This window comes from Microbacterium azadirachtae, from assembly GCF_000956505.1.
GTDB lineage: Bacteria > Actinomycetota > Actinomycetes > Actinomycetales > Microbacteriaceae > Microbacterium > Microbacterium azadirachtae_A.
Window position 1 is genome coordinate 53,387 of sequence record NZ_JYIX01000035.1, and the last position, 26,527, is coordinate 79,913.

Below are 26,527 nucleotides of genomic sequence, written 5' to 3' on the forward strand. Positions count from 1 at the left end.
GTATTCCGGTGCACCAGGACAAGATCGCGGGCGAGGCGGCGGCGGAGCGGATGCGCGCCGGAACGCTCCGACCCCCATAATGGACTCATCCATGTGACCGTGCACATCGAGGAGGCTCTGCATGTCGACCTCCTCCGAGCGTGCCCGCATGCCCAGCATCCGAGACGTCGCGCGCCTGGCGGGCGTCTCGCATCAGACGGTCTCCCGAGTGCTGAACGACCACCCCAGCATCCGCCCCGAGACCAAGGAGCGGGTGCTCGACGCCATCCGCGTGCTCGACTATCGGCCCAACATCGCGGCGCGGGCGCTCGCCACCAGTCGGTCGAACACGCTCGGGATCCTCTCCGCGACCACTGGCGAGTTCGGCCCGACGTCCTCGATCGCGGCGATCGAGGACGCGGCGCGCGCGGAGCGCTACTCCGTAACCACGCTGAATCTGCCCGACACGACGCCCGAGGCGATCGGTGCGGCGGTGCGTCAGCTGGTGCGGGAAGCGGTCGATGGCATCGTGGTGCTCGCGCCCCAGGTGCGGGTCTTCAACGTGCTGCGGGGGATGGCCGTGTCGGTGCCGTTCGTCAGCCTGCAGACGGCCTCGGGATCCGACGGATTCAGCCACTCCGCGGATCAGCTCGCCGGGGCGCGCATGATCACCGAATACCTGATCCGGCTCGGGCACAGCGACATCCTGCATCTCGCGGGACCCCAGGACTGGATCGAGGCCGAGTCGCGCATGCGCGGCTACCTGGACGCGATGCGCGACGCCGATCTGCCGACGATTCCGCCGATCCGCGGCGACTGGAGCGCCGACTTCGGTTATTTCGCGGGCCAGGAGCTCGCCCGCAGGCGCGACTTCACGGCCGTGTTCGCGGCGAACGACCTCATGGCGATCGGCCTCATGCACGGCTTCCGCGACGCGGGGCTCCGTGTTCCGATCGACGTGAGCGTGGTGGGCTTCGATGACATTCCGGTCGCGGCACATGTCGCTCCGCCGCTGACGACGGTGCATCAGGACTTCGCCGAACTCGGCCGTCGCGCCGTGCGGATCCTGCTGGCGCAGCTGCGCGGAGAGACCGTGCCGGCGTTCGGTCCCGTCGTGCCGGTGCTGTGCGGCCGCGAATCCGCGGCGTCACGGTAAGGACACGAATTCGGCTGCGGCACTTGACACTGCCGAAGCGCGGGAGGCACGATGTATCCCGATGTGAACGGTAACATTGCCTGGAACATCACCGGACCTGGTATCGAAGGAGATCCGTGAGCGAGACGACGGCGTTGCCCACCGTGGCGGGACCGATCCTCGAGATGCGCAGCATCACGAAGGAGTTCCCGGGCGTGAAGGCCCTCTCGGAAGTGTCGATCACCGTTCGCACCGGTGAGGTGCACGCCATCTGCGGCGAGAACGGTGCCGGCAAGTCCACGCTGATGAAGGTGCTGTCCGGGGTGTACCCGTACGGCAGCTACGACGGCGAGATCCTGCTCTACGGACAGGAGCAGCGCTTCAAGGACATCGCGGCGAGCGAGCATGCCGGAATCGTGATCATCCACCAGGAGCTCGCGCTGATCCCGGAGCTGTCGATCGCCGAGAACATCTTCCTCGGCAACGAGATCCGTCGCGGTCCGCGCATCGACTGGACCGCGCAGAAGCAGCGCACGGTCGAGCTGCTCGCCCGCGTCGGCCTCAAGGAGGACCCCGATGTCGCGGTCAAGCACCTCGGCGTCGGCAAGCAGCAGCTCATCGAGATCGCCAAGGCGCTCAACAAGGACGTCAAGCTGCTGATCCTCGACGAGCCGACGGCGGCGCTGAACGAAAACGACTCGCAGCACCTGCTCGACCTGATCCTGGGGCTGAAGGCCAAGGGGATCACGTCGATCATCATCAGCCACAAGCTCAACGAGATCGAGCAGATCGCCGACGAGATCACGATCATCCGCGATGGACGCACGGTGGAGACGCTCGACGTCGGCCGGGGCGAGATCAACGAGGACCGCATCATCCGCGGCATGGTCGGACGCTCGCTGGAGAGCCGCTATCCCGACCGCACCCCGGAGATCGGCGACGTGTTCTTCGAGGTCAAGGACTGGTGGGTGCGTCACCCGTCGGTCGCCGAGCGCATGGTCGTGAAGGGCTCCAGCATCGAGGTGCGCCGCGGCGAGGTCGTCGGCATCGCCGGACTCATGGGCGCCGGCCGCACCGAGTTCGCGATGAGCATCTTCGGGCGCTCCTACGGCCAGTTCCTCTCCGGAACGATCATCAAGGACGGCAAGGAGATCTCGCTCCCCGACGTCCGCAGCGCGATCAGGCACGGCCTCGCCTACGTCAGCGAGGACCGCAAGGTGCTGGGCCTCAACCTGCTGGACACGATCAAGCGTTCCATCGTCTCGGCCAAGCTCTCGAAGATCGCGCGCAACGGCGTCGTCAACGACATCGAGGAGGCGAAGGTCGCGGAGCGCTACCGCAAGTCCCTGCGGATCAAGACCCCGACCGTGGATCAGGGCGTCGGCACGCTCTCCGGCGGCAACCAGCAGAAGGTCGTGCTGGCGAAGTGGATGTTCACGGATCCGGATCTGCTGATCCTGGACGAGCCCACGCGCGGCATCGACGTCGGCGCCAAGTACGAGATCTACGGCATCATCAACGAGCTCGCGGCCCAGGGGAAGGGCGTCATCGTCATCTCCAGCGAGCTGCCCGAACTCCTCGGCATGTCCGACCGCATCTACACCGTGTTCGAGGGGCGGGTCACCGACTGCCTCCCGGCATCCGAAGCCACCCCGGAGGCGCTCATGCGCAGCATGACCTCCCTCAATCAGAAGGCGTCCGCATGAGCACCACGACCACCCCGACCCCTCCGACGACGACGCCGTCTCCGGAAGAGGGCTTCCGCTTCCGCGACATCTCCAAGATGATGGGCGGCGGCCAGTCCACGCTCCGCCAGTTCGGCATCCTCGGATCCCTGGTCGTGATCATCATCATCTTCCAGGTCTGGACCGGCGGGCTGACGCTGTCTCCCGGCAACCTGATCAACGTCGTCAACCAGTACTCCTACATCCTGATCCTCGCGATCGGCATGGTGATGGTCATCATCATGGGCCACATCGACCTGTCGGTCGGCTCGGTCGCCGCGTTCGTCGGCATCGTGGTGGCCAAGTCGATGGCGGACTGGCACTTCCCGTGGTGGGCCGCCATCCTGCTGGGTCTCGCGCTCGGCGTGCTGGTCGGTGCCTGGCAGGGCTTCTGGGTCGCGTTCGTGGGTGTCCCCGCGTTCATCGTGACGCTGGCGGGCATGCTGTTCTTCCGCGGTGCGAACCAGTGGGTCGGCCAGTCCACGTCGGTCGCGGTCCCCGCGGACTTCCAGTACATCGGCGCCGGGTACCTGCCCGAGCTGCCGATCCCGGTTCCGTTCAACTTCCTCACGATGCTGCTCGCGGTCCTGGCCGTGGTGTGGGTCGTCGTGTTCGAGGGCTTCCTGCGCCGCTCGCAGCGCAAGGCCGGCACGGACGTGGCCCCGGTCTGGGTGAGCGTCGTCAAGGTCGTCATCCTTTCCGCCCTGATCCTCGTGGCCGGATGGCTGTTCGCGACCGGTCGGCCCGGGACGAGCTTCCCGGTCTCGGGAGTGATCCTGCTGGTCCTGGTGATCGTCTACACCTTCGTGACCCGCAACACCGTGTTCGGCCGCCACCTGTACGCGGTGGGCGGCAACCGCCAGGCCGCGCGCCTGAGCGGCGTGAAGGACCGCTGGACCGACTTCTTCGTGATGATGAACATGTCGGTGCTCGCCTCGGTCGCGGCGATGATCTACGTCGCCCGCGCCACCGCCTCCGGTCCGCAGGACGGCAACGGCTGGGAGCTCGACGCGATCGCCGCGGTGTTCATCGGCGGCGCCGCGGTCTCCGGCGGCATCGGCACCGTGATCGGATCCATCATCGGTGGTCTGGTCATGGCCTTCCTCAACAACGGCATGGCGCTCCTCGGCTTCGGCGCCGACGTGGTCTCGATGGTCAAGGGCCTCGTGCTGCTGCTCGCGGTCGCCGTCGACGTCTGGAACAAGCAGCAGGGCCGTCCCTCCCTGACGGGCTTCATCACCCGGCGGTTCTCCCGCGCGGAGGAACCCTTCGCCACCACCGCTCCCGGCACCGCGAGCGGCAAGTAAAAGAGGTACGCGCCGTTCGCGGCACGATCCTGCATTCACCTGAGATGCACACACAAGAGAGAAAGAGATCCCAATGAAGAAGATCCTCCTTTCGGCGACAGCGGTCGTCGTCGCGGGTGCCTTCGCCCTCACCGGCTGCTCGTCCGAGCGAGGCGGAACCCCCGCCTCGAGCGGCGCCGCGGCCAAGGGCTTCGCCGCCGACGCCAAGATCGGTGTCGCCCTGCCGGACAAGACCAGTGAGAACTGGGTGCTCGCGGGCAAGCTGTTCACCGACGGTCTGACCAAGGCGGGCTTCAAGCCCGACGTGCAGTACGCGCCGGCCAGCAACACGGTCGCGGAGCAGCAGAACCAGATCCAGGCCATGGTCACCGGCGGTGCGAAGGTCATCATCATCGGCGCGAAGGACGGCAAGCAGCTGTCCACCCAGGTCAAGGCCGCGCACGACGCGGGCGCGACCGTGATCGCCTACGACCGTCTGATCGAGAACACCGACGCGGTGGACTACTACGTCGCGTTCGACAACTTCAAGGTCGGCCAGCTGCAGGGTCAGGCCCTGCTCGACGGCCTCGCCAAGCGCGCGGGCCACCCGGCGCCGTACAACATCGAGCTGTTCTCCGGATCTGCGGACGACGCCAACTCGGCGGTCTTCTTCAAGGGCGCGATGGACGTGCTCGAGCCGAAGATCAAGGACGGCACGCTCAAGGTCGTCTCGGGTCAGACCGAGATCACCCAGACGGCGACCGACGGCTGGAAGGCGGAGAACGCGCAGCGCCGTATGGACTCGCTGCTCACCTCCAGCTACAGCTCGGCGACGCTCGACGGCGTGCTGAGCCCGAACGACACCCTCGCCCGCGCCATCATCACCTCGGTGCAGCAGGCCGGCAAGACCGTCCCCGTCGTCACCGGTCAGGACTCCGAGGTCGAGTCCGTGAAGTCGATCATGGAGGGCGTGCAGTACTCCACGATCAACAAGGACACCACGCTGCTCGTCGCCCAGGCGATCAAGATGGCGCAGGAGTTGCAGAAGGGTGACAAGGCCGATGTGAACGACACCAAGTCGTACAACAACGGCGTCAAGGTCGTCCCGTCGTTCCTGCTCGCGCCGGTCATCGTGACCAAGGACAACGCCGCCGAGGCGTACGCCAACGTCCCGGCCCTGCTCGACGTCGTGAAGTCCTACAAGTAGGCAAGGATTTCCGGAAGGGCCGCGCGGACGCATCCGCGCGGCCCTTCGTCGTGCGCGCGGCGCTTCATCGACGCGCCGCGAGACCGGCTCCGACTAGACTGGGCGGCGGATCGACGTCGCTCCACCACCCCACTTCCCTCTTGAACAAGGAGCACTCTGTGGCACTGATCGAGGCTGTAGGCGCACGCGAGATTCTCGACTCCCGTGGCAACCCGACCGTCGAGGTGGAGGTTCTGCTCGACGACGGCATCGTGCAGCGGGCCGCCGTCCCGTCCGGCGCGTCCACCGGTGCGTTCGAGGCGTACGAGCTGCGCGACGGCGACAAGAGCCGCTACGGCGGCAAGGGCGTGCTGAAGGCGGTCGAGGCGGTCATCGACGAGCTGGGCCCCGCGATCGAGGGCGTCGAGGCGAGCGAGCAGCGCGTGATCGACGAGATCCTCATCGAGGTCGACGGCACCGAGAACAAGAGCCGTGTGGGCGCGAACGCGATCCTGGGCGTGAGCCTCGCGGTCGCCAAGGCCGCCGCCGACGCGGCCGACCTGCCGCTGTTCCGCTACCTGGGCGGCCCCAACGCGCACCTGCTGCCCGTTCCGCTGTTCAACGTCATCAACGGCGGCTCGCACGCCGACAACGGCATCGACATGCAGGAGTTCTTCCTCGCTCCGATCGGCGCCGACAGCTTCTCCGAGGCGCTGCGCTGGGGCACCGAGGTCTACCACGTGCTCAAGGGCGAGCTCAAGGCGGCCGGCTTCGCGACCGGTCTGGGCGACGAGGGCGGCTTCGCTCCCGACCTGCCCAGCAACCGAGAGGGCCTGGAGTTCCTGGTCAAGGCGATCGAGAAGGCCGGCTTCACGCCCGGCACCGACATCGCGCTCGGCCTCGACGCCGCCGCCACCGAGTTCTACAACGAGGGCGTGTACCGCCTGGACAACAAGGACTGGGACGCCGCGTCGCTCACCGACTACTACGTGGGCCTGGTCAAGGACTTCCCGATCGTCACGATCGAGGACGCCCTCGCCGAGGACGACTGGGAAGGCTGGAAGGCCCTCACCGAGAAGCTCGGAGCCCAGATCCAGCTGGTCGGCGACGACCTGTTCGTGACGAACCCGGAGCGCCTGCAGAAGGGCATCGACCTCGGCGTCGCGAACTCGCTGCTGGTCAAGGTGAACCAGATCGGCACGCTGTCCGAGACCCTCGACGCGATCAACCTCGCGCACCGCTCGGGCTACACCACGATGCTCTCGCACCGCTCCGGCGAGACCGAGGACACCACGATCGCCGACCTCGTCGTCGCTGTGAACTCGGGCCAGATCAAGAGCGGCGCGCCCGCTCGATCGGAGCGCGTCGCGAAGTACAATCAGCTTCTGCGCATCGAGGAGGAGCTGGGCGACGCGGCGGTCTTCGCCGGGCGTTCCGCCTTCCCGCGCTTCAAGGGCTGAGCTGCACGACCGCATATCGCGGGTCTGGTCATCGGCCAGAGGCCGCTGACGGACACGGAGGAGGAGTCATGACACCACGTCGGACTCCTCCTTCGTCGTCCACGCCCGCCGGGCCGGCGAACGGCAGCGCGCCCCGCGCGCCCCGCGCGGTCGACGTGCGCGGCTGGGTCGGCGGCATCCGGCTCAGCGGGTTCATGGTCATCATGCTCTCGCTCGTCATCCTCGGCGCGTGGGTGCTCGTGCCCACGCTCGGCACGTACCTCGACCAGAGGCAGCGGATCGCGGCGCTGGAGCATTCCGTGCAGGTCACGCAGAAGCAGATCGACGCCCTCACCGCGGAGCGCGAGCGCTGGAACGATCCGGCGTACATCACCGCGCAGGCCAGGGAACGGCTGTTCTACGTCAAGCCGGGCGAAGTCGTCTACCTCATCGACAACGACATCGACCCGGCTGCACAACCCGTCGAACAGGGGCCCGTCAGCGACACCGTGAAGGAGAAGTCCTCGGACTGGGCAGGCCAGCTTCTGCGCAGCGTGACCGGTGCAGGTCTCGCCAAGACGGCCGCAGGCTCGGGCGCGCGCTGAGGCGTCCCGCAGGCGGACCCCGTACCCTGGAGGGGTGACCACGCCCCCCTTCGCCCCGCCCACCGACGCCGAGATCGCGGTCGTCTCCGCACAGCTCGGCCGCGAGGCCAGGGGAGTCGTCGGCATCGCCGCGCGCTGCACGTGCGGCAACCCCACGGTCGTCGCGACTCTGCCGCGCCTGGCCGACGGCTCGCCGTTCCCGACGTTCTACTACCTCACCCACCCGGCCGCAGCCGCCGCGATGTCGACCCTCGAGGCCGAGCACGTGATGCCCGAGCTCGCCGAGCTGCTGGACGACGAGGACACCGCAGCCGCGTACTTGCGGGCGCATCAGGCGTATCTCGCCGATCGCGCGCAGTACGGCGACGTCCCCGAGATCGCCGGGGTCTCCGCGGGCGGCATGCCTGCACGCGTCAAGTGCCTGCACGCGCTGGCCGGCCACGCGCTGGCCGCGGGGGAGGGCGTCAACCCGATCGGCGACGAGGCGCTGCGCCGCGCGCGCTGGTCGCCCGAGCGCTGCGAGTGCATCGAGCCGGGAGCTGCGCGGGCGCGCTGATCCGAGTCCGATGACCTCGCCGACCACACGCCCCCCGAACGCACGGCGGATCAGATCCGTCGTGGCGGTGCTCGCGCTCGCGCTCGCGGCGCCGCTCGTGATCGGGGCGACTCCGACGCCCACTCCGACCCCGGATCCCGAGCGGGCCGCCGAGTACTGGCTCGAGGGCGCCCACGTCGACGCGGCGTGGAAGACCACGCGCGGCGCAGGGGTCACGATCGCGGTGATCGACACGGGCATCGCCAAGGGCCCATCGCAGTTCGACGGCGCCGTCACCGATGGCACCGACGTCTCGGGCATCGGTTCCGACGACGGGCGCACCCCGCTCGGTCCGCTCGACAGCGACCACGGATCGAGGGTCGCCTCCCTCGCCGCGGGGAGGCCCAACGCCGACGGCACGGGCATGATCGGCGTCGCGCCCGACGCGAAGCTGCTCTCGATCTCGCTCGGATTCGGCGCCACGGCCCCGGTGCCCTTCGCGAAGCAGGTGGCGGAGGCGATGAAGTGGGCGGTCGATCACGGCGCGAACGTGATCAACCTGTCCTTCACCACGAACACCCTGGAATGGGATTCCAGCTGGGACGACGCGTTCCTCTACGCCTTCGAGCACGACGTGGTGGTCGTGGTGGCGGCGGGCAACCGCGGCAGCGGCACGGCCATGGTCGGCGCCCCCGCGACGATCCCCGGCGTTCTCGCGGTCGGGGGAGTGGATCAGCACGGCGTCGCGAGCAAGGCCGCGTCCACACAGGGCATCTCGATCGCCGTCTCCGCGCCCAGCGAGTCGCTGCTCGGCGTCGACGCGAACGGGACGATCGAGACCTGGAACGGCACGAGCGGTGCGGCTCCGATCGTGGCGGGCGTGGTCGCGCTGGTGCGCGCGGCGCACCCCGACATGGACGCGAACAACGTGATCAACCACATCATCCAGACCGCGCGTCCCGCACCGCAGGCGACAGCGCACCCCGACCCGCTGTACGGCTACGGCCTCATCGACGCGGCCGCAGCCGTGTCCGCGTCGCTGCCGTCGGTGGACCAGAACCCGCTCGGGGACCTGTCCGACTGGATCCGCCTGAATCGGCGCGCGCAGGCTCCTGCGCCCGCGCAGCCGACCTCGACGCCGCTCGCGATCCCGCCGCTGCCGCGCGCCGATACGCCCACCAAGGCCACCTCGCCGCTGATCCCCAGCCCCGATTCGCTGCTGTACGGTACCCTGCCGCTCGTCGCACTCACGGTGCCTGGTATCCTGATAGCGCTTGGCGTCACCGCTGCTGCCCGGCGCATCCGTTCGGCGCGCGCATCTGCACGCCAAAATCCCGATGACTGAGGAGTTAGCCTCCGTGACTGAGAGCACCGTGGCAAAGAGCACTGCCGTGCCCAAGATCCTGATCGTGGGCGGTGGTTACGCCGGTTTCTACACCGCGTGGAAGCTCGAGAAGCACCTCCGCAAGGGTGAGGCCGAGGTCACGATGGTGGACCCGCTGCCGTACATGACCTACCAGCCCTTCCTGCCGGAGGTCGCCGCCGGGTCGATCGAGCCGCGGCACGCGGTCGTCGCCCACCGTCGCCACCTTTCGCGTACGAACGTGGTGACCGCCAAGGTCACCGGCATCGACCACGCCAACAAGGTCGCCACGATCGCGCCGGCCATGGGCGAGCCGTACGAGTTCGCGTACGACCAGATCGTCGTGACCGCCGGTGCCGTCTCGCGCACCTTCCCGATCCCCGGCATCGCCGACAACGCGATCGGGCTCAAGACGATCGAAGAGGCCGTCGCCGTGCGCGACAAGCTGCTGTCGAACTTCGACAAGGCCGCTTCCATCCCGGCCGGGCCCGAGCGGGACCGCCTGCTCACGGTCATCGTCGTCGGCGGCGGTTTCGCAGGCATCGAGGCGTTCGCCGAGCTCCGCTCGTTCGCCTCATCGCTCATCTCGAAGTACCCGCAGCTGTCGTTCGACGACACGCACTTCCACCTCATCGAGGCGATGGGCCGGATCATGCCCGAGGTCTCGCTGAAGACCAGCGAGTGGGTGCTCAAGGATCTCGCCAAGCGCGGCGCGAACGTGCACCTGGACACGCAGGTGAAGGGCGCCGTCGACGGCAACGTCGAGCTGTCCACCGGCGAGGTCATCCCGTCCGACCTCATCGTCTGGACCGCGGGCGTCATGGCCAACCCCACCGTCGTGCGCGGCGGCGACCTCCCGGTCGAAGAGCGCGGACGCATCCAGACCCGCGCCGACCTGCGCGTGGGCACCCCCGAGGCGTTCGTCGAGGGAGCCTGGGCCGCCGGCGATGTGTCGGCCGTCCCCGACCTGTCCGGCGGCGGCGTCGGCGGCATGTGCGTGCCCAACGCGCAGCACGCCGTCCGTCAGGCCAAGCTGCTCGCGAAGAACCTCGTCGCGGTGCTGCGCGGTGAGACGCCCAAGGACTACTTCCACAAGAACCTCGGCGCCGTGGCGGGCCTCGGCCTCTACAACGGCGTCTTCCAGTCCGGCAAGCTCGCGCTCAAGGGCTTCGTGGCCTGGATCGCGCACCGCGGCTACCACGGCCTCGCGATGCCGTCGTGGGAGCGCAAGTTCCGCGTGCTGTGGGGCTGGTGGAACAACCTCTGGCTCGGCCGCGACATCGTCGGTCTCGAGGCGCTGCAGACGCCGCGCGCGGTGTTCGACGAGTTCGCCGCGCGCCCGCGACCGGCTGTGGACGCCGCACCGGCGCCCGCTGCCGTCGCGCCCGCCGCGAGCAAGCCCGCCGCCGCTCAGCGCCCGGCCGCTGCGAAGAAGCCCGCCGAGGCCGCAGCCAAGTAAGGCCCTCCCGAACGCCCCCGGATTCCGCTCACGAGCGCGGATCCGGGGGCGTTCGCCTTTCACAGCCCGGATCGACGCCGATGCTATGGTGGCGCCCGAACGCCGCGCTCGGATCCGGAGGCACCATGTCGCAGGAACGCATCCACGTCAACCCGCTGCACCGCCGGGCCGGATCCGGCCTCTTCGTCGACAAGCACCGGATCCCGGACCGCGGCATGGATCCGCTCACGGCTTATCACGTCGTGAGCGACGAGACCATGCTCGACGGCAATGCCCGGCTGAACCTGGCCACCTTCGTCACCACCTGGATGGACGAGGAGGCGCAGCGGCTCTATGCCGAGGCCGTCGACAAGAACATGATCGACAAGGACGAGTATCCGCAGACGGCCGCGATCGAGACCTACTGCCAGCGCATGATCGCCGAGCTCTGGCACGCTCCTGATGCGGCGGCGGCGCCTGCGACGTCGACGATCGGATCCAGCGAGGCGTGCATGCTCGCCGGGATCGCGCTGAAGCGCCGCTGGCAGGAGAAGCGGCGTGCGGCAGGGCAGGATGCGTCCCGGCCCAACCTCGTGATGTCCAGCGCGGTGCAGGTCTGCTGGGAGAAGTTCTGCAACTACTTCGAGGTGGAGGCGCGCTACGTACCGGTGAGCGCGGAGCATCCGGCCCTCGATGGCGCATTGCTGGAGCAGTACGTCGACGAGAACACGATCGGCGTGGTCGCGATCCTCGGCGTCACCTACACGGGCGCGTACGAGCCCGTCGCCGAGATCGCCGCGGTGCTCGACGCCATCGCCGCCGAGCATGGCCACGATGTGCCGATCCATGTCGACGCGGCCTCGGGGGGAATGGTGGCGCCGTTCCTGGATCCGGATCTCGAGTGGGACTTCCGGGTGGCCCGCGTCGCGTCCGTCAACACCTCAGGACACAAGTACGGGCTGGTCTATCCGGGGCTCGGCTGGGTCGTCTGGCGCGACGCGGAGGCGCTGCCGGAGTCGATGGTGTTCCGGGTCAGCTATCTCGGCGGCGACATGCCGACCCTGGCGCTGAACTTCTCGCGGCCGGGTGCGCAGGTGCTGCTGCAGTTCTATCTGTTCCTGCGGCTGGGGCGGGACGGGTACGCGGAGGTGCAGGGAACGTCACGGGCCGTGGCGCGCTACCTCGCCGACGGGATCGGCGGCATGGAGCCGTTCGCGCTCATCAGCGACGGCTCGACGATCCCCGTGTTCGCCTGGCGCCTCGTCGACGGGCACACCGCGAACTGGACGCTCTATGACCTGTCCGACCGGCTGCGGATGCGGGGCTGGCTGGTTCCCGCCTATCCGTTGCCGGACGACATGGCGGAGATCACGGTCCAGCGGATCGTGATCCGCAACGGCGTCACGATGGACCTCGCCGAGGCGCTGCTCGCCACGATCCGCGAGGAGGTCGCGTATCTGGACGCGCTGACCTCGCCGCTGCCGGATCGGACCGCGAGCCCGGCGTTCCGGCACTGAGGGGTTGGATCGATGAATGTCGTCGTCCTCTACCGTCTACGCGACGGCGTCGATCGCGCCCGGATCCTCGAGGTCTTCCCTCGTCACCAGGCGTACTACCGGGCCTTTCATGAGGCGGGGGACGGGCTGATCGCACTCGGCCCGTTCGCGACAGCGGATCCTGCCGCCGGATCCATGGGCGTCTTCTCGTCGCGCGAGGCCGCGGAGCGCTTCATCGCCGCGGATCCGTTCGCGACGGAGGGACTCGCCGAGCCGCGGATCCTGGACTGGAACGCTGTCTGGCTGGAGTCCGGTCTCGGCGACGGGGGCGGAGATGGGTGAGCGTCGTCGTGTGGTCGTCCCGGACTTCGTCGGTGAGCCCGTCCACGTCGCGATGGAAGCCGCGGCCGAGGTGGGCCTGGTGCTGGTCGGTCCGGATCCGGATGGTCCGAGTCTCCGTGCGCTCACCTGGCCTGGGCTGTTCTGGGTGACGGCGCAGTGGACGCTGCCGGGGATCGCTGTCGAGTGGGGATCCGAGGTCGAGGTCGACTTCATCGAAGACGGCGAGAGCAGGAGCGATGTGCGCGCCGGGGCGGGCGATCCCGTACCCGCGCTTTCCCGCCATGCCGAGCCCGAGGACGATCCGGACGTCCTGACAGTCCGCAGCTCGGAACAGCCGGATCCGCCGGCGGGGGCGCGGGGCGAGGAGAATCGTCGGGAATGATCGAACAGGAGGAACCGTGACCGACCTCGAGACGATCGCGGCGGACCTGTACGCAGGGCCGCCCGGCGACTTCGTGTCGTCCCGGAACGCGCGTGCGAAGGAGGCGGACGACGCCGATCTCGCTGCGCGCATCAGGGCGCTGCGAAAGCCGAGCGTCTCCGCGTGGGTCGTGAACGTGTTCGCCCGCGAGCGTGCACAGCAGCTCGGAGAGGCGCTGCGCCTGGCCGACGATCTCAGGGAGGCGCAGGCTGACGTCGATGCGGTGACGCTCGCGCGCCTCACCCGTGAACGCCGCGCCCTGACGAACCGCCTCTCGGACGATGCCGTCGCCCTGGCCACCGCACGCGGGGAGAGAGTCACTGCTTCGACCCTTGAAGCCGTCCGGCAGACGATCACGGCCGCGTTCTTCGACGCGATCGCGGCCGCGGCCGTCGCTTCAGGCCGGCTCGTGCACGAACTCGAGCCGGCGTCGGATTTCCCGCTCGATCTGGACACGGTCGTCGGTGGCGGTGCCCCGGACGCGCCGGAGGCGCCGCCCGTGCCCGTGGACGAGGTCAAGGCGCGGCGCGAACTGAGGAAGGCGCAGAGTACGCTCCACGACGCCGAGCAGGCGCACGCCCGCGCCGGCCGGGACTTGGCCGCCGCGGACCGGGAGGTACGGGACGCCGCGAATCGCGTCGCCCAAGCGGAAGCCCGGATCGCGCGGCTCGAAGCGGAGTTGTCCGCGGCAAGGGCCGCCGTCAGCGCCGTGCGCAATGAGGTGACGACCGCCGAAGACCGGCAGGCGCGGGCGGCCGACGATGTCGCGACGACGGAGAAGGCAGTGGAGACGGCGCGCCGTGCCCTGGGCCGGCTGACCGGCGACTCGGCCTGATCTCAGTACTCCTGGAACGCGGATCCCTGAGCACGTTGCGTGGCGGTTGCCTGAGCGTTCAGCTCGTCGCACCAGTTCGGGTATATCCGGAATCCGCGCTTACCAGGGTGCTTGCCCGAGGTGATGCCGAGCGCTGCGAGGTGGGCGCTGGTGAACCGGAACACGCCGCGGCGGCCCTGTTGCTCCACGAAGACGTACAGCCCTGCGGCGAGGTCGTCGTCACCGAATGGCGCCGTGGCTCCGTCGGCATCCCGCTGCCAGAAGGCGACGAAGGCGCCGGGCTTGGTCGGAGTGTTCCGTGCCGTCCTGATGTGCCATTTCTCGTCGCCGATTCGAGCGACACCCGACTCGTAGTCGCTGTTCTGACTCGCCGGAGTCACCGCAACAGGCATCCGCCGGACGGCCGCGTAGGCCTCGAACGCAGGGAACCGCATCCCGCCAACGTATCGCGCGTTGCGCGAGGCCGTGGTGGACCTCAGCCGGCGGGCACCCATTCGGCGTTCATGTCGGGGCGGATCACCATGGTCTCGCCCGGCTGGAGCGCGTGGTCGCCCGGGTCGGTGCCGACGTGGTTGTACCGCCCGAGCATGAGACCGTTCGTGCAGAGGCGGTCGCCGATGGACCAGGTGTTGTCGCCGGGGGCAGCTGTGTAGCCGACAATGTTCCCTGCGGTGTCGCGGTTCACGGTGCCGGTTGCACCGTCGGACGGTCCTCGGTCTGCGGCGTCTCCGACGAGCCTGCCGTAGCTGTGGCCGTTGACGTCGAAGATCTGGATCTTCGAATAGGTCGTGCACCCCTTCGGGAGGTCGCTGACCTTCACGCTGATCCCGTCCCCGAGCCAGATGACTCGGTCCGGATCGGGGGTCGGACTGGTCGTGGGATGCAGTGTCGCCTTCGGCGCGCCCGCCGCGGTCGACTGAGAGTGAGGCGACGACGTGACGGCTGCGATGACAGGCGGTGCCGCGAGAGCCACGAGCCCGGCGACGGCGAGCCCCGTCACCGCGTACGTGATCATCGCGGAGCGCTTCATGGGATGAATGTAACTCGCCCACCGTCGTTTTGGGGCGCAGAATCCCTCGGAATCACGGCCGGACGCGCCCCGAAACGACTGAACGCGCCCCAAAACGGCGATCAGCGGCGCGCGCATCGGTGCCCCCGCTGGGATTCGAACCCAGACTGAAGCGATTTTAAGTCGCCTGCCTCTGCCGTTGGGCTACGGGGGCCGCCCATTGAGCCTAGCGAGCGCGGCACCGTGAGCGATGTTGACTCGGAGCCAATAGGGTGGGGGAGTGCTCGAGCTCATCGCCGATCAGGGCCATGCGACCCCCCGTCCCACTGCGCACGCCTGGGAGGATCCGGCCCGATGGTGGCCGAGGCTGACCGAGGCCACGGCGCACTTGCCCGCGCCGGTCGCCGTCATCGACCTCGAGGCGCTCCGCTACAACACGATGGACATGGTGGTGCGCACCGGCGGGCTGCCGATCCGGATCGCGACGAAGTCGGTGCGCGTGCGGGAAGTCATCGACGCCGTTCTCAGAGTGCCGGGCTACCGCGGTCTGCTCGCGTTCACCCTGGCCGAGGCGCTCTGGCTCGCCGAGGACCATGACGACATCGTGCTCGCCTATCCGACCGCCGACCGTCAGAGCCTCGAACGGCTGCTCACCGATGAGCGAGCCAGCGCGCGGATCACCCTCATGGTCGACGACGAATCCCAGCTCGACTTCATCGACGCGGTCGTCGCACCCGCCGGACGCCCCCGGGTGCGCATCGCGATCGACGCCGACGCCTCCTGGCGCGCCCCCGCACTCGGCCACATCGGCGTCTTCCGCTCGCCGCTGCACACTCCGGACGAGGTCGCCCGGTTCGCCCGTCGGGCCGCCGAGCGCGACGGGTTCCACCTGGTCGGTCTGCAGATGTACGAGGCGCAGATCGCAGGACAGGGCGACGACACCGGCAGCGGGGACACCCTGATCCGGACCGTGCAGGCGCAGTCGCGCCAGGAGCTGCGCGAGCGTCGCACGCGCATCGTCGAGGCGGTGCGGGCGCTCGTGCCCCTCGAATTCGTCACCGGAGGAGGGACGGGATCCCTCGAGTACACCGGATCCGATCCCGTCCTCACCGAGATCACGGCCGGGAGCGGGCTGCTCGCCGGACACCTCTTCGACGGCTACCGGGCCTTCGCTCCGGCGCCCGCCAGCGCGATCGCCTTCGATGTGGTGCGCCGGCCCGCACCCGATATCGCGACGATCCTCGGCGGCGGATGGATCGCGTCCGGGCCCCCGGTGGCATCGCGCCAGCCCGCACCCGTGTGGCCGCAGGGCCTGCAGACGGCGCCGCGGGAGGCCGCGGGCGAGGTGCAGACGCCGCTGCGCGGCGAGGCCGCTCGCACGCTCCGGATCGGCGACCGCGTCTGGCTGCGGCATGCGAAGAGCGGTGAGCCGGCAGAGCGGATCCTGAGCTACCACCTGGTGGACGGCGATCGCGTCGTCGCAGAGCTGCCCACGTATCGCGGTGAGGGGAAGGCGTTCCTATGACACGACCCGGGGGAACCTGGCAGAACTGGGGTCGTTCGGCGTCGGTCCGGCCGATCAGGGTGGAGCGTCCTCGGACCCCGGAGGGCGTGCAGCGCGCGGTGCTCGCCGCCGCGGCCCAGAACCTGCGCGTGAAGGCGGTCGGCGCCGGCCACAGCTTCACCGGGGTGGCGGTCGCGCCCGACGTGCTGCTGGAACTCGACGATCTGCAGGGACTGGTGTCCGCGGACGAGGCCCGAGGGCGCGTCACCCTGCTCGCCGGCACCCGTCTGCACCGGATCCCTGCGCTGCTCGCGCCCTATGGGCTCGCCATGGAGAACCTCGGCGACATCGACCGCCAGTCGATCTCCGGGGCCATCTCCACGGGAACCCACGGCACGGGCGCGGGCTTCCGCGGCATCGCCGCCCAGGTCGTCGGCGCCACGCTGATCACCGCCGCGGGGGAGTTCCTCCGCGTCGACGAGACCCGGAACACCGAGATGCTGCCCGCCGTGGCCCTCGGCCTCGGCGCGCTCGGGATCCTCGTCGAGGTCACGCTGCAGTGCGTGCCCGCGTTCGTGATGCACGCGATCGATGCGCCGGTCCCGCTGGACGAGGTGCTGGAGAGCGTGCACGAGCGCGTGGCCGCGGCGGACCACTACGAGTTCTACTGGTTCCCGCACACCGACGTGGCACTCACGAAGACCACGGAGCGGCTCCCGGAGTCGGTGGTGCGCCGTCCGCTGCCGAAGGTCGGCAGGTGGATCGATGAGACGCTGCTCTCGAACGGCGTGTACCGGGCCGTCTGCGCGGGCGGTGTGGCCGTTCCGGCGATCACGCCGCCGTTCAGCAGGCTCGCGGTGAAGCTCACGGGGGACCGCGAGTACACCGATCTCTCCCATCGCGTGCTCACGCAGAGCCGCACGGTGCGCTTCCGCGAGATGGAGTACGCGCTCCCGCAGGACCAGATCGTGCCTGTGTTCCGCGCCGTGAAGGCGCTCATCGCGAAGCGCGGGTGGCGCATCGAGTTCCCGATCGAGGTGCGCTTCGCGGCGGCCGACGACCGCTGGCTGTCCACGGCGCACGAGCGCGCCTCGGCCTACCTCGCGGTGCACCGGTACTGGCGCCACGACCCCCGAGAGTACTTCGACGCGGTCGAGCAGATCTGCCTCGCGCACGGCGGACGGCCGCACTGGGGCAAACTGCACATGCTGGGCGCCGATCAGCTCCGGGAACGCTATCCGCGCTTCGACGACTTCCTCGCACTGCGCGACCAGCTGGATCCGGAGCGCCGGTTCGGCAACCGCTATCTGGAGCGCGTTCTCGGTGCCTGACCGTTCGCTGGCAGCCCGGCGAACACGGAGGATGCCGGGATAGGATGAGCCGAAACCGCGTCTGCTAGGGGGTTGTCGTCCGTGGATGTTCTCGTGCCAGTGCTCGTCGTCGTCGGTGTGATCGTCGTTCTGATCGTCGCCATCGGCATCTATCTGTGGGCCACGTACAACTCGCTCGTGCAGCTCGGGGTCCGCGTCGACGAGGCGTGGAGCGACATCACGGTGCAGCTCAAGCGTCGCGCCGATCTGATCCCCAACCTCATCGACACGGTGAAGGGCTACGCCGCGCATGAGAAGGCGGTGTTCGAGAACGTCACGCGCGCCCGCGCCGAGACGCTCTCCGCCTCCAGCCCCGGTGAGGCCGGAGCTGCCGAGGGCCATCTGCAGCAGGCGCTGAAGAGCCTCTTCGCCGTGGCCGAGGCGTATCCGCAGCTGCAGGCCAGCCAGAACTTCCTGCAGCTGCAGGCCGCGCTCGTCGACACCGAGGACAAGATCCAGGCCTCTCGCCGGTTCTACAACGGCGGCGTGCGCGAGCTGAACACCAAGATCAAGGTGTTCCCGAACAACCTGTTCGCCCGCAACCTCGGCTTCACCGAGCGCGAGTTCTTCGAGGTGGCCGACGGCGCCGCCATCGCAGAGCCGCCGCGCGTGCAGTTCTGACACGCCGCTTTCGGGGCGGTCAGGCCCCGAGCGGCACCTGATCCGTCCGGCCCACATCGTGCCGGAGTACTCGTGCGGAGTGTCCGTCGAGCACATCGGCGAGGGCGGCCGAGGCGTCGCCCCAGCCGGACACCGAGACGTGCTCGAGCCCCTGCCAGGCGGCGGCCGCGCGCAGCTCGGCGGCGATGGGCTCGACGTCGTGGGCCGGGCGCGCCTGCGGCTCCCACCACGCGGACTGCACGCGCAGCGTGCCCGAGGCGCGATCGGCCTTGAGGTCCACCCGGGCGGCGATCCGGTCGCCGACCAGCACCGGCAGCGAGTAGTAGCCGTAGCGGCGCTTGTCGGCGGGGGTGTAGATCTCGATCCGGTAGTCCAGGGCGAACGCCCTCAGCGCGCGATCACGGAACCAGACGACCGGATCGAACGGAGTGAGGATCGCCGTCGTGTCGATCCGGCGCGGCAGGACGGCATCGACGTGCCGCCAGGCCGGAAGGGGCCGCCCGCCGCGCTCCCACCCGCGCACCCGGACGGGCTCCAGTTCGCCCTGCTCCACGAGGTCGTCGATCGCGCCGAGGATCAGCGCGCGGTCCTTGACGCGGTAGTAGTCGGCGATGTCCGCCGCGGTCGCGACCCCGTGCGCCCTGGCCGCCCGGCGCACGAGCTCGCCGATCGCGGTGGGGCGGTCGAGATCGCGTCCGAGGAGATCTGCCGGCACCACGTGCTCCGCGAGGGCGTAGCGGCGCTCGAAGCCGTCGCGCCCCGCGATCGCGACCTCGCCGACGCGCCAGAGGTACTCCAGGGCGTGCTTGACGTCGTCCCACTCCCACCAGCCGCCCTTGCCGCCCGGGGCGTCGCCGCGGATCTCGGCAGGGCGTGAGGGACCCCGCTCCTGCAGTTCGGAGCGGACCCAGTCCAGCGTGCGGGCCGACGAGGTGCGTCCCCAGAACTCGCCACGTTTGGCGCGGAACGCCTCGCGACGGAAGCCCCACAGCGGCCAGTCCTCGACCGGCAGGAAGGTCGCCTCGTGCGCGAGGTACTCGGTGTACCGGCCGGAGCGTGCCGCCGTCGGGCGCGAGAGGAACGCCCGCTCCAGCAGAGCGGGGTCGTACGCGCCCAGACGCGAGAACAGCGGCAGGTAGTGCGAGCGCGCGAAGACGTTCACGGAGTCGATCTGCAGCACGCCCATGCGCGCCATCGCCGTGTGCAGGTGGCGCACGCCCGGATCCGCCGGCCGTCGCCGGGAGAACCCCTGCGCGGCCAGCGCGATCCGCCTGGCTTCGCCGGCGCTCAGCGTGTCGACGGGGGAGGGGCCGGCCGTGGATGCTGTCACGTCGGTCAGCGTATCGACAGCCGCCGACATCGACGGAGTCCGTCGGCGGCGCCGTCGCACGGACGAGACGGCCCATGCCGCGCCCGTAGACTGGGCCGATGAGCGAGGACAGCACGCCCCGGCTGCGCGATCTCATCCGCCAGCGCACCGTCACCGGCCATGTCGATGTGCGCGACGACGTGCAGCGATCCCTGCCGTCAGGGTTGCGCATCGCCACCTCCTACGCCTGGCGCCTGCTGGTGATCGCCGCCGCGCTCGGCGTCGTGATCTGGCTGGTCATGCTGTTCAAGATCCTGGTCATCCCGCTGATGGTCGCGATCCTGCTCACGGCCCTGCTCTGGCCCGCGTTCAGCACCATGCTGCGGGCGCGCTGGCCGCGCTGGCTCGCGATCGTGGTGGCGCTCATCGGCACGCTCGCGATCGTGGGCGGCCTGCTGTGGCTCGCGATCTGGCAGATCACCCAGCAATGGGACGGGGTGCAGTCGCGCTCGGTCGCGGCCTGGGCGCAGTTCCAGCAGTTCCTCCTCGACGGTCCGCTGCACCTGACGGCGAAGCAGATCCAGGATCTGCTCGACCAGGCCGTGACGTTCCTCAGCGAGCAGGGCGAGCTGCTGAAGAGCGGGGCGATCGCGGTCGGGACCACCTTCGGCCACGTCGCGACCGGCGCGGTGCTGACGCTGTTCATCCTGCTCTGCCTGCTCGCGGACGGCGGCGGGATCTGGCGATGGACCCTGAAGCTGTTCCCGAAGGCGTCGCGCACCGCCGTCGACGCGGCGGCCCGCAACGGCTGGGCCACAGTGATCAACTATGCGCGCACGCAGATGCTGGTCGCCTTCATCGACGCCGTCGGCATCGGCCTCGGCGCGTTCCTGCTGGGCGTGCCGCTGGCCGTCCCCGTCGCCGTGCTGGTCTTCCTCGGCTCCTTCATCCCGATCGTCGGCGCGGTCGTCACGGGAGCGCTCGCGGTGTTCCTCGCCCTCGTCTACAACGGGCCATGGATCGCGCTCTGGATGCTGATCGTGGTGCTCGCGGTGCAGCAGATCGAGGGGCACCTCCTGCAGCCGATCCTGATGGGATCCGCCGTCAAGGTGCACCCGCTCGCCGTGGTGCTCGTCGTGGCAGGCGGCGCCCTAATCGCCGGGATCCCCGGCGCCCTGTTCGCGGTGCCGCTCGCGGCGTTCGTGAACGTGGCCGCCGTGACCATCAACTCCGGTGCGTGGCGCACCGGCGCCGCCCCGGATGGCGATTACATCTGGCAGACCGTGCCCCGGGCGCGGAGAAGGAGCAAGCGATGACGAACGACACGATCCCCACCCTCGCCGAGATCCGGCAGGCGGCAGACGGCCTGGACGGCGTGATCGTGCGCACTCCGACGCTGCCCTCGGTCGCACTCACGAAGGTGCTCGGCTCGCCCGTGATGCTGAAGATGGAGAACCTGCAGCGCACGGGGTCGTTCAAGATCCGCGGTGCGGTGCACCGGCTCTCCCGGCTGACCGCGGAGGAGCGCAGCCGCGGCGTCGTCGCCGCGTCCGCCGGCAACCATGCCCAGGGCGTCGCCCTGGCGGCCCAGGCACTGGGGATCCCCGCCACGATCTTCATGCCCATGGGCGTGCCGGTGCCCAAGCTGCTCGCGACCCGCGGATATGGCGCCGAGGTCGTGCTCGAGGGCGAGACGGTGGCCACGTCGCTGCGCCTCGCGGCCGAGTTCGCCGAGCGCACCGGCGCGGTGCTGATCCCGCCGTTCGACCACCGCGACATCGTGACGGGGCAGGCCACGCTCGGCCTCGAGCTCGTCGAGGACGTGCCGGACGTCGACACGATCCTCGTCGGCATCGGCGGCGGCGGACTGATCGCCGGCGTCGCCGCGGCCGTCAAGGCGCGCGCGGCCGAGCAGGGGCGCACGGTGCGAGTGATCGGCGTGCAGGCGGAGAACGCCGCCGCGATGGGTCCGTCGCTCGCCGCGGGTCATCCCGTCGAGATCACGACGCAGCCGACGATCGCGGACGGCATCCTCGTGGCGCGCCCTGGCGACGTGCCCTTCGCGATGATCGCCGAGCTCGTCGACGAGGTCGTGACCGTCAGCGACGACGACATCGCCCGCGCCCTGCTACTGCTCCTGGAGCAGGCCAAGGTCGTGGTCGAGCCTGCGGGCGCGGTGGGCGTCGCGGCGATCCTGGCCGGAAAGGTGCACGCGAGCGGCACCACGCTGGCCGTGCTCTCCGGCGGCAACATCGACCCGCTGCTGCTGCAGCGCGTCGTGTCGCACGGACTCGCGGCCTCTGGCCGCTATCTCACGCTGCGCATCCCGCTGCCCGACCGCCCCGGCCAGCTCGCCCGGGTGTCCGAGCTCATCGCGCATGCCGGCGCCAACGTGATCGAGGCCATGCACACGCGCCACGGCCACGGACTGCAGATCAACGACGTCATCCTCGAGCTCAGCGTCGAGACGCGCGGCCCCGAGCACTCGGAGCTGACCCTCGACACGCTGCGCGCGGCGGGCTTCGAGCCGATCGTCGTGCAGGACTGACGATCGATCGCGCAGAACGTTCCTGATACGACGAACCCGCCGGCCCTCGATGGCGCGGCGGGTTCGTCGTCTGCAGGATGCGGTCAGCCCGCGAAGGTCTCGACCTTCAGGATCTCGACCTCGATCGAGCGGCCGTTGGGCGCCTCGTAGGAGGTCTTCTCGCCGACCTTGAGGCCCTGGATCGCGGATCCGAGCGGGCTCGCCTCGCTGTACACGTCGAGGTCGGTGCCACCGGCGATCTCGCGGCTGCCGAGGAGGAAGACCTCTTCGCCGCCCGCGACGGTCGCGGTCACGACGGTGCCGGGCTCGACGATGCCGCGGCTGGCCGGGGCCTCGCCGACCTTGGCCGACTTCAGCAGGAGCTCGAGCGTGCGGATGCGCGCCTCCATCTTGCCCTGCTCGTCCTTGGCGGCGTGGTAGCCGCCGTTCTCCTTGAGGTCGCCTTCCTCGCGCGCGAGCTCGATGCGCTTGGCGATCTCCTCGCGGCCGACCGTGGAGAGGTTCTCCAGCTCCGCGACCAGGCGGTCGTACGCCTCCTGCGTGAGGAAGGGGACCTGTGCGTCGTTCGACACGGCGAACTCCTTGCGAATCGGATCCGAGAACGGAACGTCCCGGATATGCCAAGACGCCCCGGCTCCTGCCGGGGCGTCGATCAACACGATGAGCCTAGGACACCCAGCAGGAGTTCACCAAACCCGTCGTCGCGGCCGAGACGATCGGGACATGCTCCGTGAACGCCCTGGAATGCTTCTCCGAGGCGGGGTAGGAGACGAGTCGCCAGCCGACGATTCCGAACTCCTCGTCCTGAGCCTCCACGATGCAGTGCACGGGGCGGTTCGTGGGCGCCGTGATCTGGAAGTTCACGGTCACGCTGTGGTCGTCGACGAGGCGGAAGCCCGTTCCCGTCACGTCCACGGTGTCCGCGGAGCCCTGCCAGGTCCACCAGCCGAAGACACCGACGACGATCGCCGCGGCCGCGATCGTGAGGACCATCGGCAGGCGGCGGCGGGGTCCGCGGCCGTAGCGCTCGTCGAGCTGGGCGGGGGTCGTCACGGCGGGGTGCTTCCGATCGTTAGGCTTGAGGTTCCAGGTTATCCCGCGGGAGGCCAGGGGCCCGAACGGGCCGTGCCCAGAAAGGCTGAGAGATGATCGAGGCGATCCTTGCCGCTGCGGCGGCCACCCCCACTCCGACCCCGACGGTCGACCCGAACCTGGTCACCCCGGGCCCCGTGGGCTTCGTGATCGTCGCGGTGGTCGTCGTCTTCGCGGTCCTCTTGATCTGGGACATGCAGCGGCGGATCCGTCGCGTGCGCTACCGCGAAGAGGTGCGCGCCGAGCTCGACGCCGAAGAGGCCGCCCAGGGCGGTGCCGCTGACGGTGAGGGCGACGCGGGCGCGCCGAAGCCCTGACGGCTCGGAGGAGCCGGGCGGCTCAGCCGGGCAGGCCCAGCGACGGCTGCAGCGGCGCCAGGGAGATGAGCAGGCACGCCGTCCAGTGGCAGAGGAACGCCAGCACGGTGCACACGTGGAAGATCTCGTGGAAGCCGAACTTGCCGGGCCACGGGTTGGGCTTCTTGAGCGCGTACACGATGGCGCCGCCGGTGTAGAGCAGGCCGCCGACGCAGACGAGCACCATCATCGCGACGTTCGCGTTGACCAGGTCGACGACGTACATGATCGCGCCCCAGCCGAGCAGCAGGTAGAGCGCGACGTACAGCCAGCGCGGGGCGTTGATCCAGAAGACCCGGAACAGGATCCCCAGGAGCGCTCCCGACCAGACCAGCACGAGCAGCAGGACGCCCTTCTCCGGCTGCAGAGCGAGCGTCGCGAGAGGGGTGTAGGTGCCGGCGATCAGCAGCAGGATGTTCGCGTGATCGATCCGCTTCAGGATCGACTTGGTCCTGGGCTTCCAATTGAAGCGGTGGTACAGCGCCGAGTTGCCGAACAGCAGCAGCGAGGTGATCATGAACACCACGGCGGCCCATTTCGCGACCGTGCCGTGGGCGAGCACGATGAGCACGATGCCGGCCGCGATCGCCACCGGGAACGTGCCGGCGTGGATCCAGCCCCGCCACGTCGGTTTGATCTCGATCTGCGCGTCGTGCTCGGCCGCCTCCATGAGGGGCAGTTCGGGGACGTCGGGTGCAGCGGATCGGGTCGCTCTGCGCATGGTTGAACTCTAGGCGTCCGCCCATGCCTCAAACCGTACATATCCCCTGGATGACATGACGGCCGGATCGCGTCCGCGCGGTAGCGTAGGGGAGTGAGCGCACGGTCCGAGCAGCCAGGGAATGGCCCCCTCTATCGGCTGTACTCCCGACGCCTGCGGCGACGGCTGGATCCCGCGACGATGCCGCACCACATCGCCATGATGATCGACGGCAACCGCCGCTGGGCCCGGCAGCTGGGCTACGCGACCCCCGCGCACGGCCATAGGGCGGGAGCCGCGAAGATGCGCGAGTTCCTCGGCTGGTGCGATGAGCTCGGCATCCGGGTGGTCTCCCTCTACCTGCTGTCCGCGGACAATCTGGGCAAGCGCGATTCGGCGGAGCTCGCCGACCTCATCGAGATCATCGGCGAACTCGCCGACAGTCTTTCCCGCGAGGGAAACTGGCGCGTCAAGCACGTGGGGCGCGCCGACATCCTGCCCGCAGAGCTCGCCCGGGTGCTGGCCGAGGCCGAGGAGCGCACCCGGGACCACACCGGGCTGCACGTGAACCTCGCGGTCGGCTACGGCGGGCGCAACGAGATCGTCGACGCCGTGCGCTCGATCCTCGCGCAGCACGACGCGTCTGGCGGCACGCTGGAGGACCTCGCGGCCAACCTCACCCCGGAGATGATCGGCGAGCACCTGTACACCGGCGGCCAGCCGGATCCGGATCTCGTCATCCGCACGAGCGGAGAGCAGAGGCTCAGCGACTTCCTGCTGTGGCAGAGCGCGCACAGCGAGTTCTACTTCGTCGAGGCCCTCGGCCCGGACCTCCGGCAGGTCGACTTCCTCCGCGCCATCCGCGACTACGCCGACCGCGACCGCCGCTTCGGCCGCTGAGCGGCGAGCGGCGCCAGGAGCGCGTGTGCTGCGTGTCAGACTGGCGGGATGGGCGCGATCGACGACTACACCGCCACGTTCCGCGAGGATCCGGGCTATCTGAACTGGGCCGCCTTCGGACCGATGTCCCCGGCCGCGCGCACCGCTCTGGCCGACGATGCCGACCTGCTCGCGACGGGGCGCGCCGAGGGCATCGCCGCGACCGCCGGGCGGACGGCTGAGGCGCAGGCGGCGGTGGCGGGGCTGCTCGGATCCGCTCCGGACGAGGTCACGGTGCATCCTTCGTCGACGCACGCCCTGCAGCAGGCGCTCGCGGGGCTCGACGGCGCGGTCGTCGCCTCCGCGGCCGAGTTCCCGAGCGTCACGATCACCCTCGAGCGCGCGGCGGCAGCGTCGGGCGGCCGTCTCGCCCCGCGCTGGATCGCACCGGCCGGCACCCGCGTGACGGCCGCGGCCGTGGCCGAGGCGCTGAACCCCGCCGTGACGGCGCTCGTCGTGAGCCATGTCGACTTCCGCTCGGGGTACCGCGCCGATCTCGCCGCCCTCCGCGAGGTGCTCGGCGAGGACCGGCTGCTCATCGTCGACGCGGTACAGTCCTTCGGTGTTGTGGACGAGGACTGGGCGGTCGCCGACGTCGTCGTCGGGCACGGCTACAAGTGGCTGCGGGCGGGACGCGGCACCGGCTTCGCGCGGTTCACGGATCGCGCCCGCGAGCGGATCCGTCCTGTGCTCAGCGGCCGGATCGCGACCGCCGCTGCGGGCCTTCCCACCGACGCGCTGCCGGATCCCGCCCTCTCGGCGCAGGCGTACGCGGTCAGCGCGCCGGATCCGCTCGCGGCGGGACGTCTCGCGGCCGCCGCCACCGAGATCCAGGACGTCGGGGTCGGCGCCATCGCCGGGCGCTTGTCCCGCAACGTCGATGCGCTGCTGGACATCGCCGATCGGCACGGGATCGAGGTGGTGTCCTCGCGGGCGCCCGCGGAGCGCGCCGGCATCGTGGTGCTCGTGCCCGCGGATCCGCAGCGGGTCGGGGACGCGCTCGCCGCGGCCGGCATCCAGGTGACGGTGCGGGCGGGGGCCGTGCGGGTCGCGCCGCATGCCGGCACGAGCGCCGAGACGCTCGGCCTGTTCGACGCCGCTCTCGCCGATGCGCGAGAGTTCACCCGCCCTTAACCGAGAAGAGCGCGTGTCCTTCCTGCGCGATGTCGGTGGGGAGTCGTACGTTCATGGCATCGGACACGGCGTCCGATCGAGTCGGCCTCAAGGATCGCGACTCGTGGCCCTGGTCGACTCGCCTAGTACCGGGAATCCCCGGGTCGGGAGAGCGTTGTGGC

General features: G+C 69.8%; 27 protein-coding genes and 1 tRNA gene. 21 read left to right on the plus strand and 7 right to left on the minus strand.

Going from position 1 to position 26,527, the window contains the following annotated elements; genetic code table 11:
* The first annotated feature begins 121 nt into the window (after positions 1-121).
* The 13 genes from RS86_RS10315 to RS86_RS10375 all read left to right on the plus strand — a co-directional run bounded on the left by RS86_RS10315 (position 122) and on the right by RS86_RS10375 (position 13,784).
* Positions 122-1,135: a LacI family DNA-binding transcriptional regulator gene (locus RS86_RS10315; protein ID WP_045272168.1), complete on the plus strand. Its 1,014-nt coding sequence runs from the start codon at positions 122-124 to the stop codon at positions 1,133-1,135.
* Between the two features lie 164 nt (positions 1,136-1,299).
* On the plus strand, positions 1,300-2,820 hold the full coding sequence (gene mmsA, locus RS86_RS10320) for a multiple monosaccharide ABC transporter ATP-binding protein (protein WP_327037101.1): 1,521 nt from the start codon (positions 1,300-1,302) through the stop codon (positions 2,818-2,820).
* On the plus strand, positions 2,817-4,145 hold the full coding sequence (gene mmsB, locus RS86_RS10325) for a multiple monosaccharide ABC transporter permease (protein ID WP_082076722.1): 1,329 nt from the start codon (positions 2,817-2,819) through the stop codon (positions 4,143-4,145). Before mmsA ends, mmsB begins: the two co-directional genes overlap by 4 nt.
* A gap of 73 nt (positions 4,146-4,218) precedes the next feature.
* Positions 4,219-5,331, plus strand: coding sequence for a sugar-binding protein (locus RS86_RS10330; protein ID WP_045272169.1), 1,113 nt, complete (start codon positions 4,219-4,221; stop codon positions 5,329-5,331).
* A gap of 158 nt (positions 5,332-5,489) precedes the next feature.
* Entirely contained in the window at positions 5,490-6,770 is a 1,281-nt protein-coding gene (gene eno / locus RS86_RS10335; protein ID WP_045272170.1) for a phosphopyruvate hydratase, read from the plus strand.
* Between the two features lie 68 nt (positions 6,771-6,838).
* A complete protein-coding gene (locus RS86_RS10340) occupies positions 6,839-7,354 on the plus strand; it encodes an FtsB family cell division protein (RefSeq protein ID WP_045272171.1) in 516 nt (171 codons plus the stop codon).
* Positions 7,355-7,388: 34 nt separating this feature from the next.
* Positions 7,389-7,910, plus strand: coding sequence for a DUF501 domain-containing protein (locus RS86_RS10345; RefSeq protein WP_045272172.1), 522 nt, complete (start codon positions 7,389-7,391; stop codon positions 7,908-7,910).
* A 10-nt stretch (positions 7,911-7,920) separates the two neighbouring features.
* Positions 7,921-9,234, plus strand: a complete 1,314-nt coding sequence (locus RS86_RS10350; RefSeq protein WP_082076723.1) for a S8 family serine peptidase — start codon at positions 7,921-7,923, stop codon at positions 9,232-9,234.
* Between the two features lie 46 nt (positions 9,235-9,280).
* Positions 9,281-10,711 (plus strand): NAD(P)/FAD-dependent oxidoreductase, encoded by a 1,431-nt coding sequence (locus tag RS86_RS10355; RefSeq protein WP_045272338.1) that lies wholly within the window; start codon positions 9,281-9,283, stop codon positions 10,709-10,711.
* Between the two features lie 125 nt (positions 10,712-10,836).
* Positions 10,837-12,207 carry a glutamate decarboxylase gene (locus RS86_RS10360; protein WP_045272339.1) on the plus strand — a complete coding sequence of 457 codons (1,371 nt, stop codon included), beginning with the start codon at positions 10,837-10,839 and terminating at the stop codon, positions 12,205-12,207.
* A 12-nt stretch (positions 12,208-12,219) separates the two neighbouring features.
* On the plus strand, positions 12,220-12,528 hold the full coding sequence (locus RS86_RS10365; protein ID WP_045272173.1) for a YciI family protein: 309 nt from the start codon (positions 12,220-12,222) through the stop codon (positions 12,526-12,528).
* Positions 12,521-12,910, plus strand: a complete 390-nt coding sequence (locus tag RS86_RS19890; protein WP_200892786.1) for a hypothetical protein — start codon at positions 12,521-12,523, stop codon at positions 12,908-12,910. The genes RS86_RS10365 and RS86_RS19890 overlap by 8 nt, the downstream gene beginning before the upstream one ends.
* 169 nt (positions 12,911-13,079) lie before the next feature.
* Positions 13,080-13,784 (plus strand): hypothetical protein, encoded by a 705-nt coding sequence (locus tag RS86_RS10375; protein WP_152642137.1) that lies wholly within the window; start codon positions 13,080-13,082, stop codon positions 13,782-13,784.
* Between the two features lie 2 nt (positions 13,785-13,786).
* On the opposite strand, the gene RS86_RS10380 is transcribed toward RS86_RS10375, so the two are convergent.
* The 3 genes from RS86_RS10380 to RS86_RS10390 form a co-directional block, all read right to left on the minus strand.
* The gene (locus RS86_RS10380) at positions 13,787-14,218 is read right to left on the minus strand and encodes a MepB family protein (protein WP_045272341.1); all 432 of its coding nucleotides are present in this window, start codon (positions 14,216-14,218) and stop codon (positions 13,787-13,789) included.
* A 41-nt stretch (positions 14,219-14,259) separates the two neighbouring features.
* Positions 14,260-14,814, minus strand: a complete 555-nt coding sequence (locus tag RS86_RS10385; RefSeq protein WP_045272175.1) for a hypothetical protein — start codon at positions 14,812-14,814, stop codon at positions 14,260-14,262.
* Positions 14,815-14,934: 120 nt separating this feature from the next.
* Positions 14,935-15,007: transfer RNA gene (locus RS86_RS10390), tRNA-Leu, on the minus strand.
* Between the two features lie 66 nt (positions 15,008-15,073).
* On the opposite strand from RS86_RS10390, the gene RS86_RS10395 reads away from it, so the two are divergent.
* From RS86_RS10395 to RS86_RS10405, 3 genes are all read left to right on the plus strand, one after another.
* Positions 15,074-16,318: an alanine racemase gene (locus RS86_RS10395; RefSeq protein ID WP_045272176.1), complete on the plus strand. Its 1,245-nt coding sequence runs from the start codon at positions 15,074-15,076 to the stop codon at positions 16,316-16,318.
* Complete coding sequence (locus RS86_RS10400; RefSeq protein ID WP_045272177.1) at positions 16,315-17,628, plus strand: D-arabinono-1,4-lactone oxidase; 1,314 nt, start codon at positions 16,315-16,317, stop codon at positions 17,626-17,628. The genes RS86_RS10395 and RS86_RS10400 overlap by 4 nt, the downstream gene beginning before the upstream one ends.
* Before the next feature lie 81 nt (positions 17,629-17,709).
* The gene (locus tag RS86_RS10405; RefSeq protein WP_045272342.1) at positions 17,710-18,288 is read left to right on the plus strand and encodes a LemA family protein; all 579 of its coding nucleotides are present in this window, start codon (positions 17,710-17,712) and stop codon (positions 18,286-18,288) included.
* Between the two features lie 19 nt (positions 18,289-18,307).
* On the opposite strand, the gene RS86_RS10410 is transcribed toward RS86_RS10405, so the two are convergent.
* On the minus strand, positions 18,308-19,618 hold the full coding sequence (locus RS86_RS10410) for a winged helix-turn-helix domain-containing protein (RefSeq protein ID WP_052680215.1): 1,311 nt from the start codon (positions 19,616-19,618) through the stop codon (positions 18,308-18,310).
* Between the two features lie 98 nt (positions 19,619-19,716).
* Here RS86_RS10410 and RS86_RS10415 point away from each other — a divergent pair, with 98 nt between their 5' ends.
* Positions 19,717-20,913, plus strand: a complete 1,197-nt coding sequence (locus RS86_RS10415) for an AI-2E family transporter (protein ID WP_045272179.1) — start codon at positions 19,717-19,719, stop codon at positions 20,911-20,913.
* Positions 20,910-22,145, plus strand: coding sequence for a threonine ammonia-lyase (gene ilvA, locus RS86_RS10420; RefSeq protein WP_045272180.1), 1,236 nt, complete (start codon positions 20,910-20,912; stop codon positions 22,143-22,145). The genes RS86_RS10415 and ilvA overlap by 4 nt, the downstream gene beginning before the upstream one ends.
* Before the next feature lie 83 nt (positions 22,146-22,228).
* Here the strand turns inward: ilvA and greA are convergent, their stop codons facing one another.
* Both greA and RS86_RS10430 read right to left on the minus strand, forming a co-directional pair.
* The gene (gene greA / locus RS86_RS10425; RefSeq protein WP_045272181.1) at positions 22,229-22,717 is read right to left on the minus strand and encodes a transcription elongation factor GreA; all 489 of its coding nucleotides are present in this window, start codon (positions 22,715-22,717) and stop codon (positions 22,229-22,231) included.
* A 94-nt stretch (positions 22,718-22,811) separates the two neighbouring features.
* Entirely contained in the window at positions 22,812-23,198 is a 387-nt protein-coding gene (locus RS86_RS10430; RefSeq protein WP_045272182.1) for a DUF4307 domain-containing protein, read from the minus strand.
* A gap of 92 nt (positions 23,199-23,290) precedes the next feature.
* Here RS86_RS10430 and RS86_RS10435 point away from each other — a divergent pair, with 92 nt between their 5' ends.
* On the plus strand, positions 23,291-23,554 hold the full coding sequence (locus RS86_RS10435; protein ID WP_045272183.1) for a hypothetical protein: 264 nt from the start codon (positions 23,291-23,293) through the stop codon (positions 23,552-23,554).
* 22 nt (positions 23,555-23,576) lie between these two features.
* Here the strand turns inward: RS86_RS10435 and trhA are convergent, their stop codons facing one another.
* Positions 23,577-24,314 carry a PAQR family membrane homeostasis protein TrhA gene (gene trhA / locus RS86_RS10440; protein ID WP_045272184.1) on the minus strand — a complete coding sequence of 246 codons (738 nt, stop codon included), beginning with the start codon at positions 24,312-24,314 and terminating at the stop codon, positions 23,577-23,579.
* Positions 24,315-24,407: 93 nt separating this feature from the next.
* On the opposite strand from trhA, the gene RS86_RS10445 reads away from it, so the two are divergent.
* Together RS86_RS10445 and RS86_RS10450 are read left to right on the plus strand one after the other, a co-directional pair.
* Positions 24,408-25,193, plus strand: a complete 786-nt coding sequence (locus RS86_RS10445) for an isoprenyl transferase (protein ID WP_045272185.1) — start codon at positions 24,408-24,410, stop codon at positions 25,191-25,193.
* A gap of 48 nt (positions 25,194-25,241) precedes the next feature.
* Complete coding sequence (locus RS86_RS10450) at positions 25,242-26,366, plus strand: aminotransferase class V-fold PLP-dependent enzyme (protein ID WP_045272186.1); 1,125 nt, start codon at positions 25,242-25,244, stop codon at positions 26,364-26,366.
* The last annotated feature ends 161 nt before the right edge of the window (positions 26,367-26,527 follow it).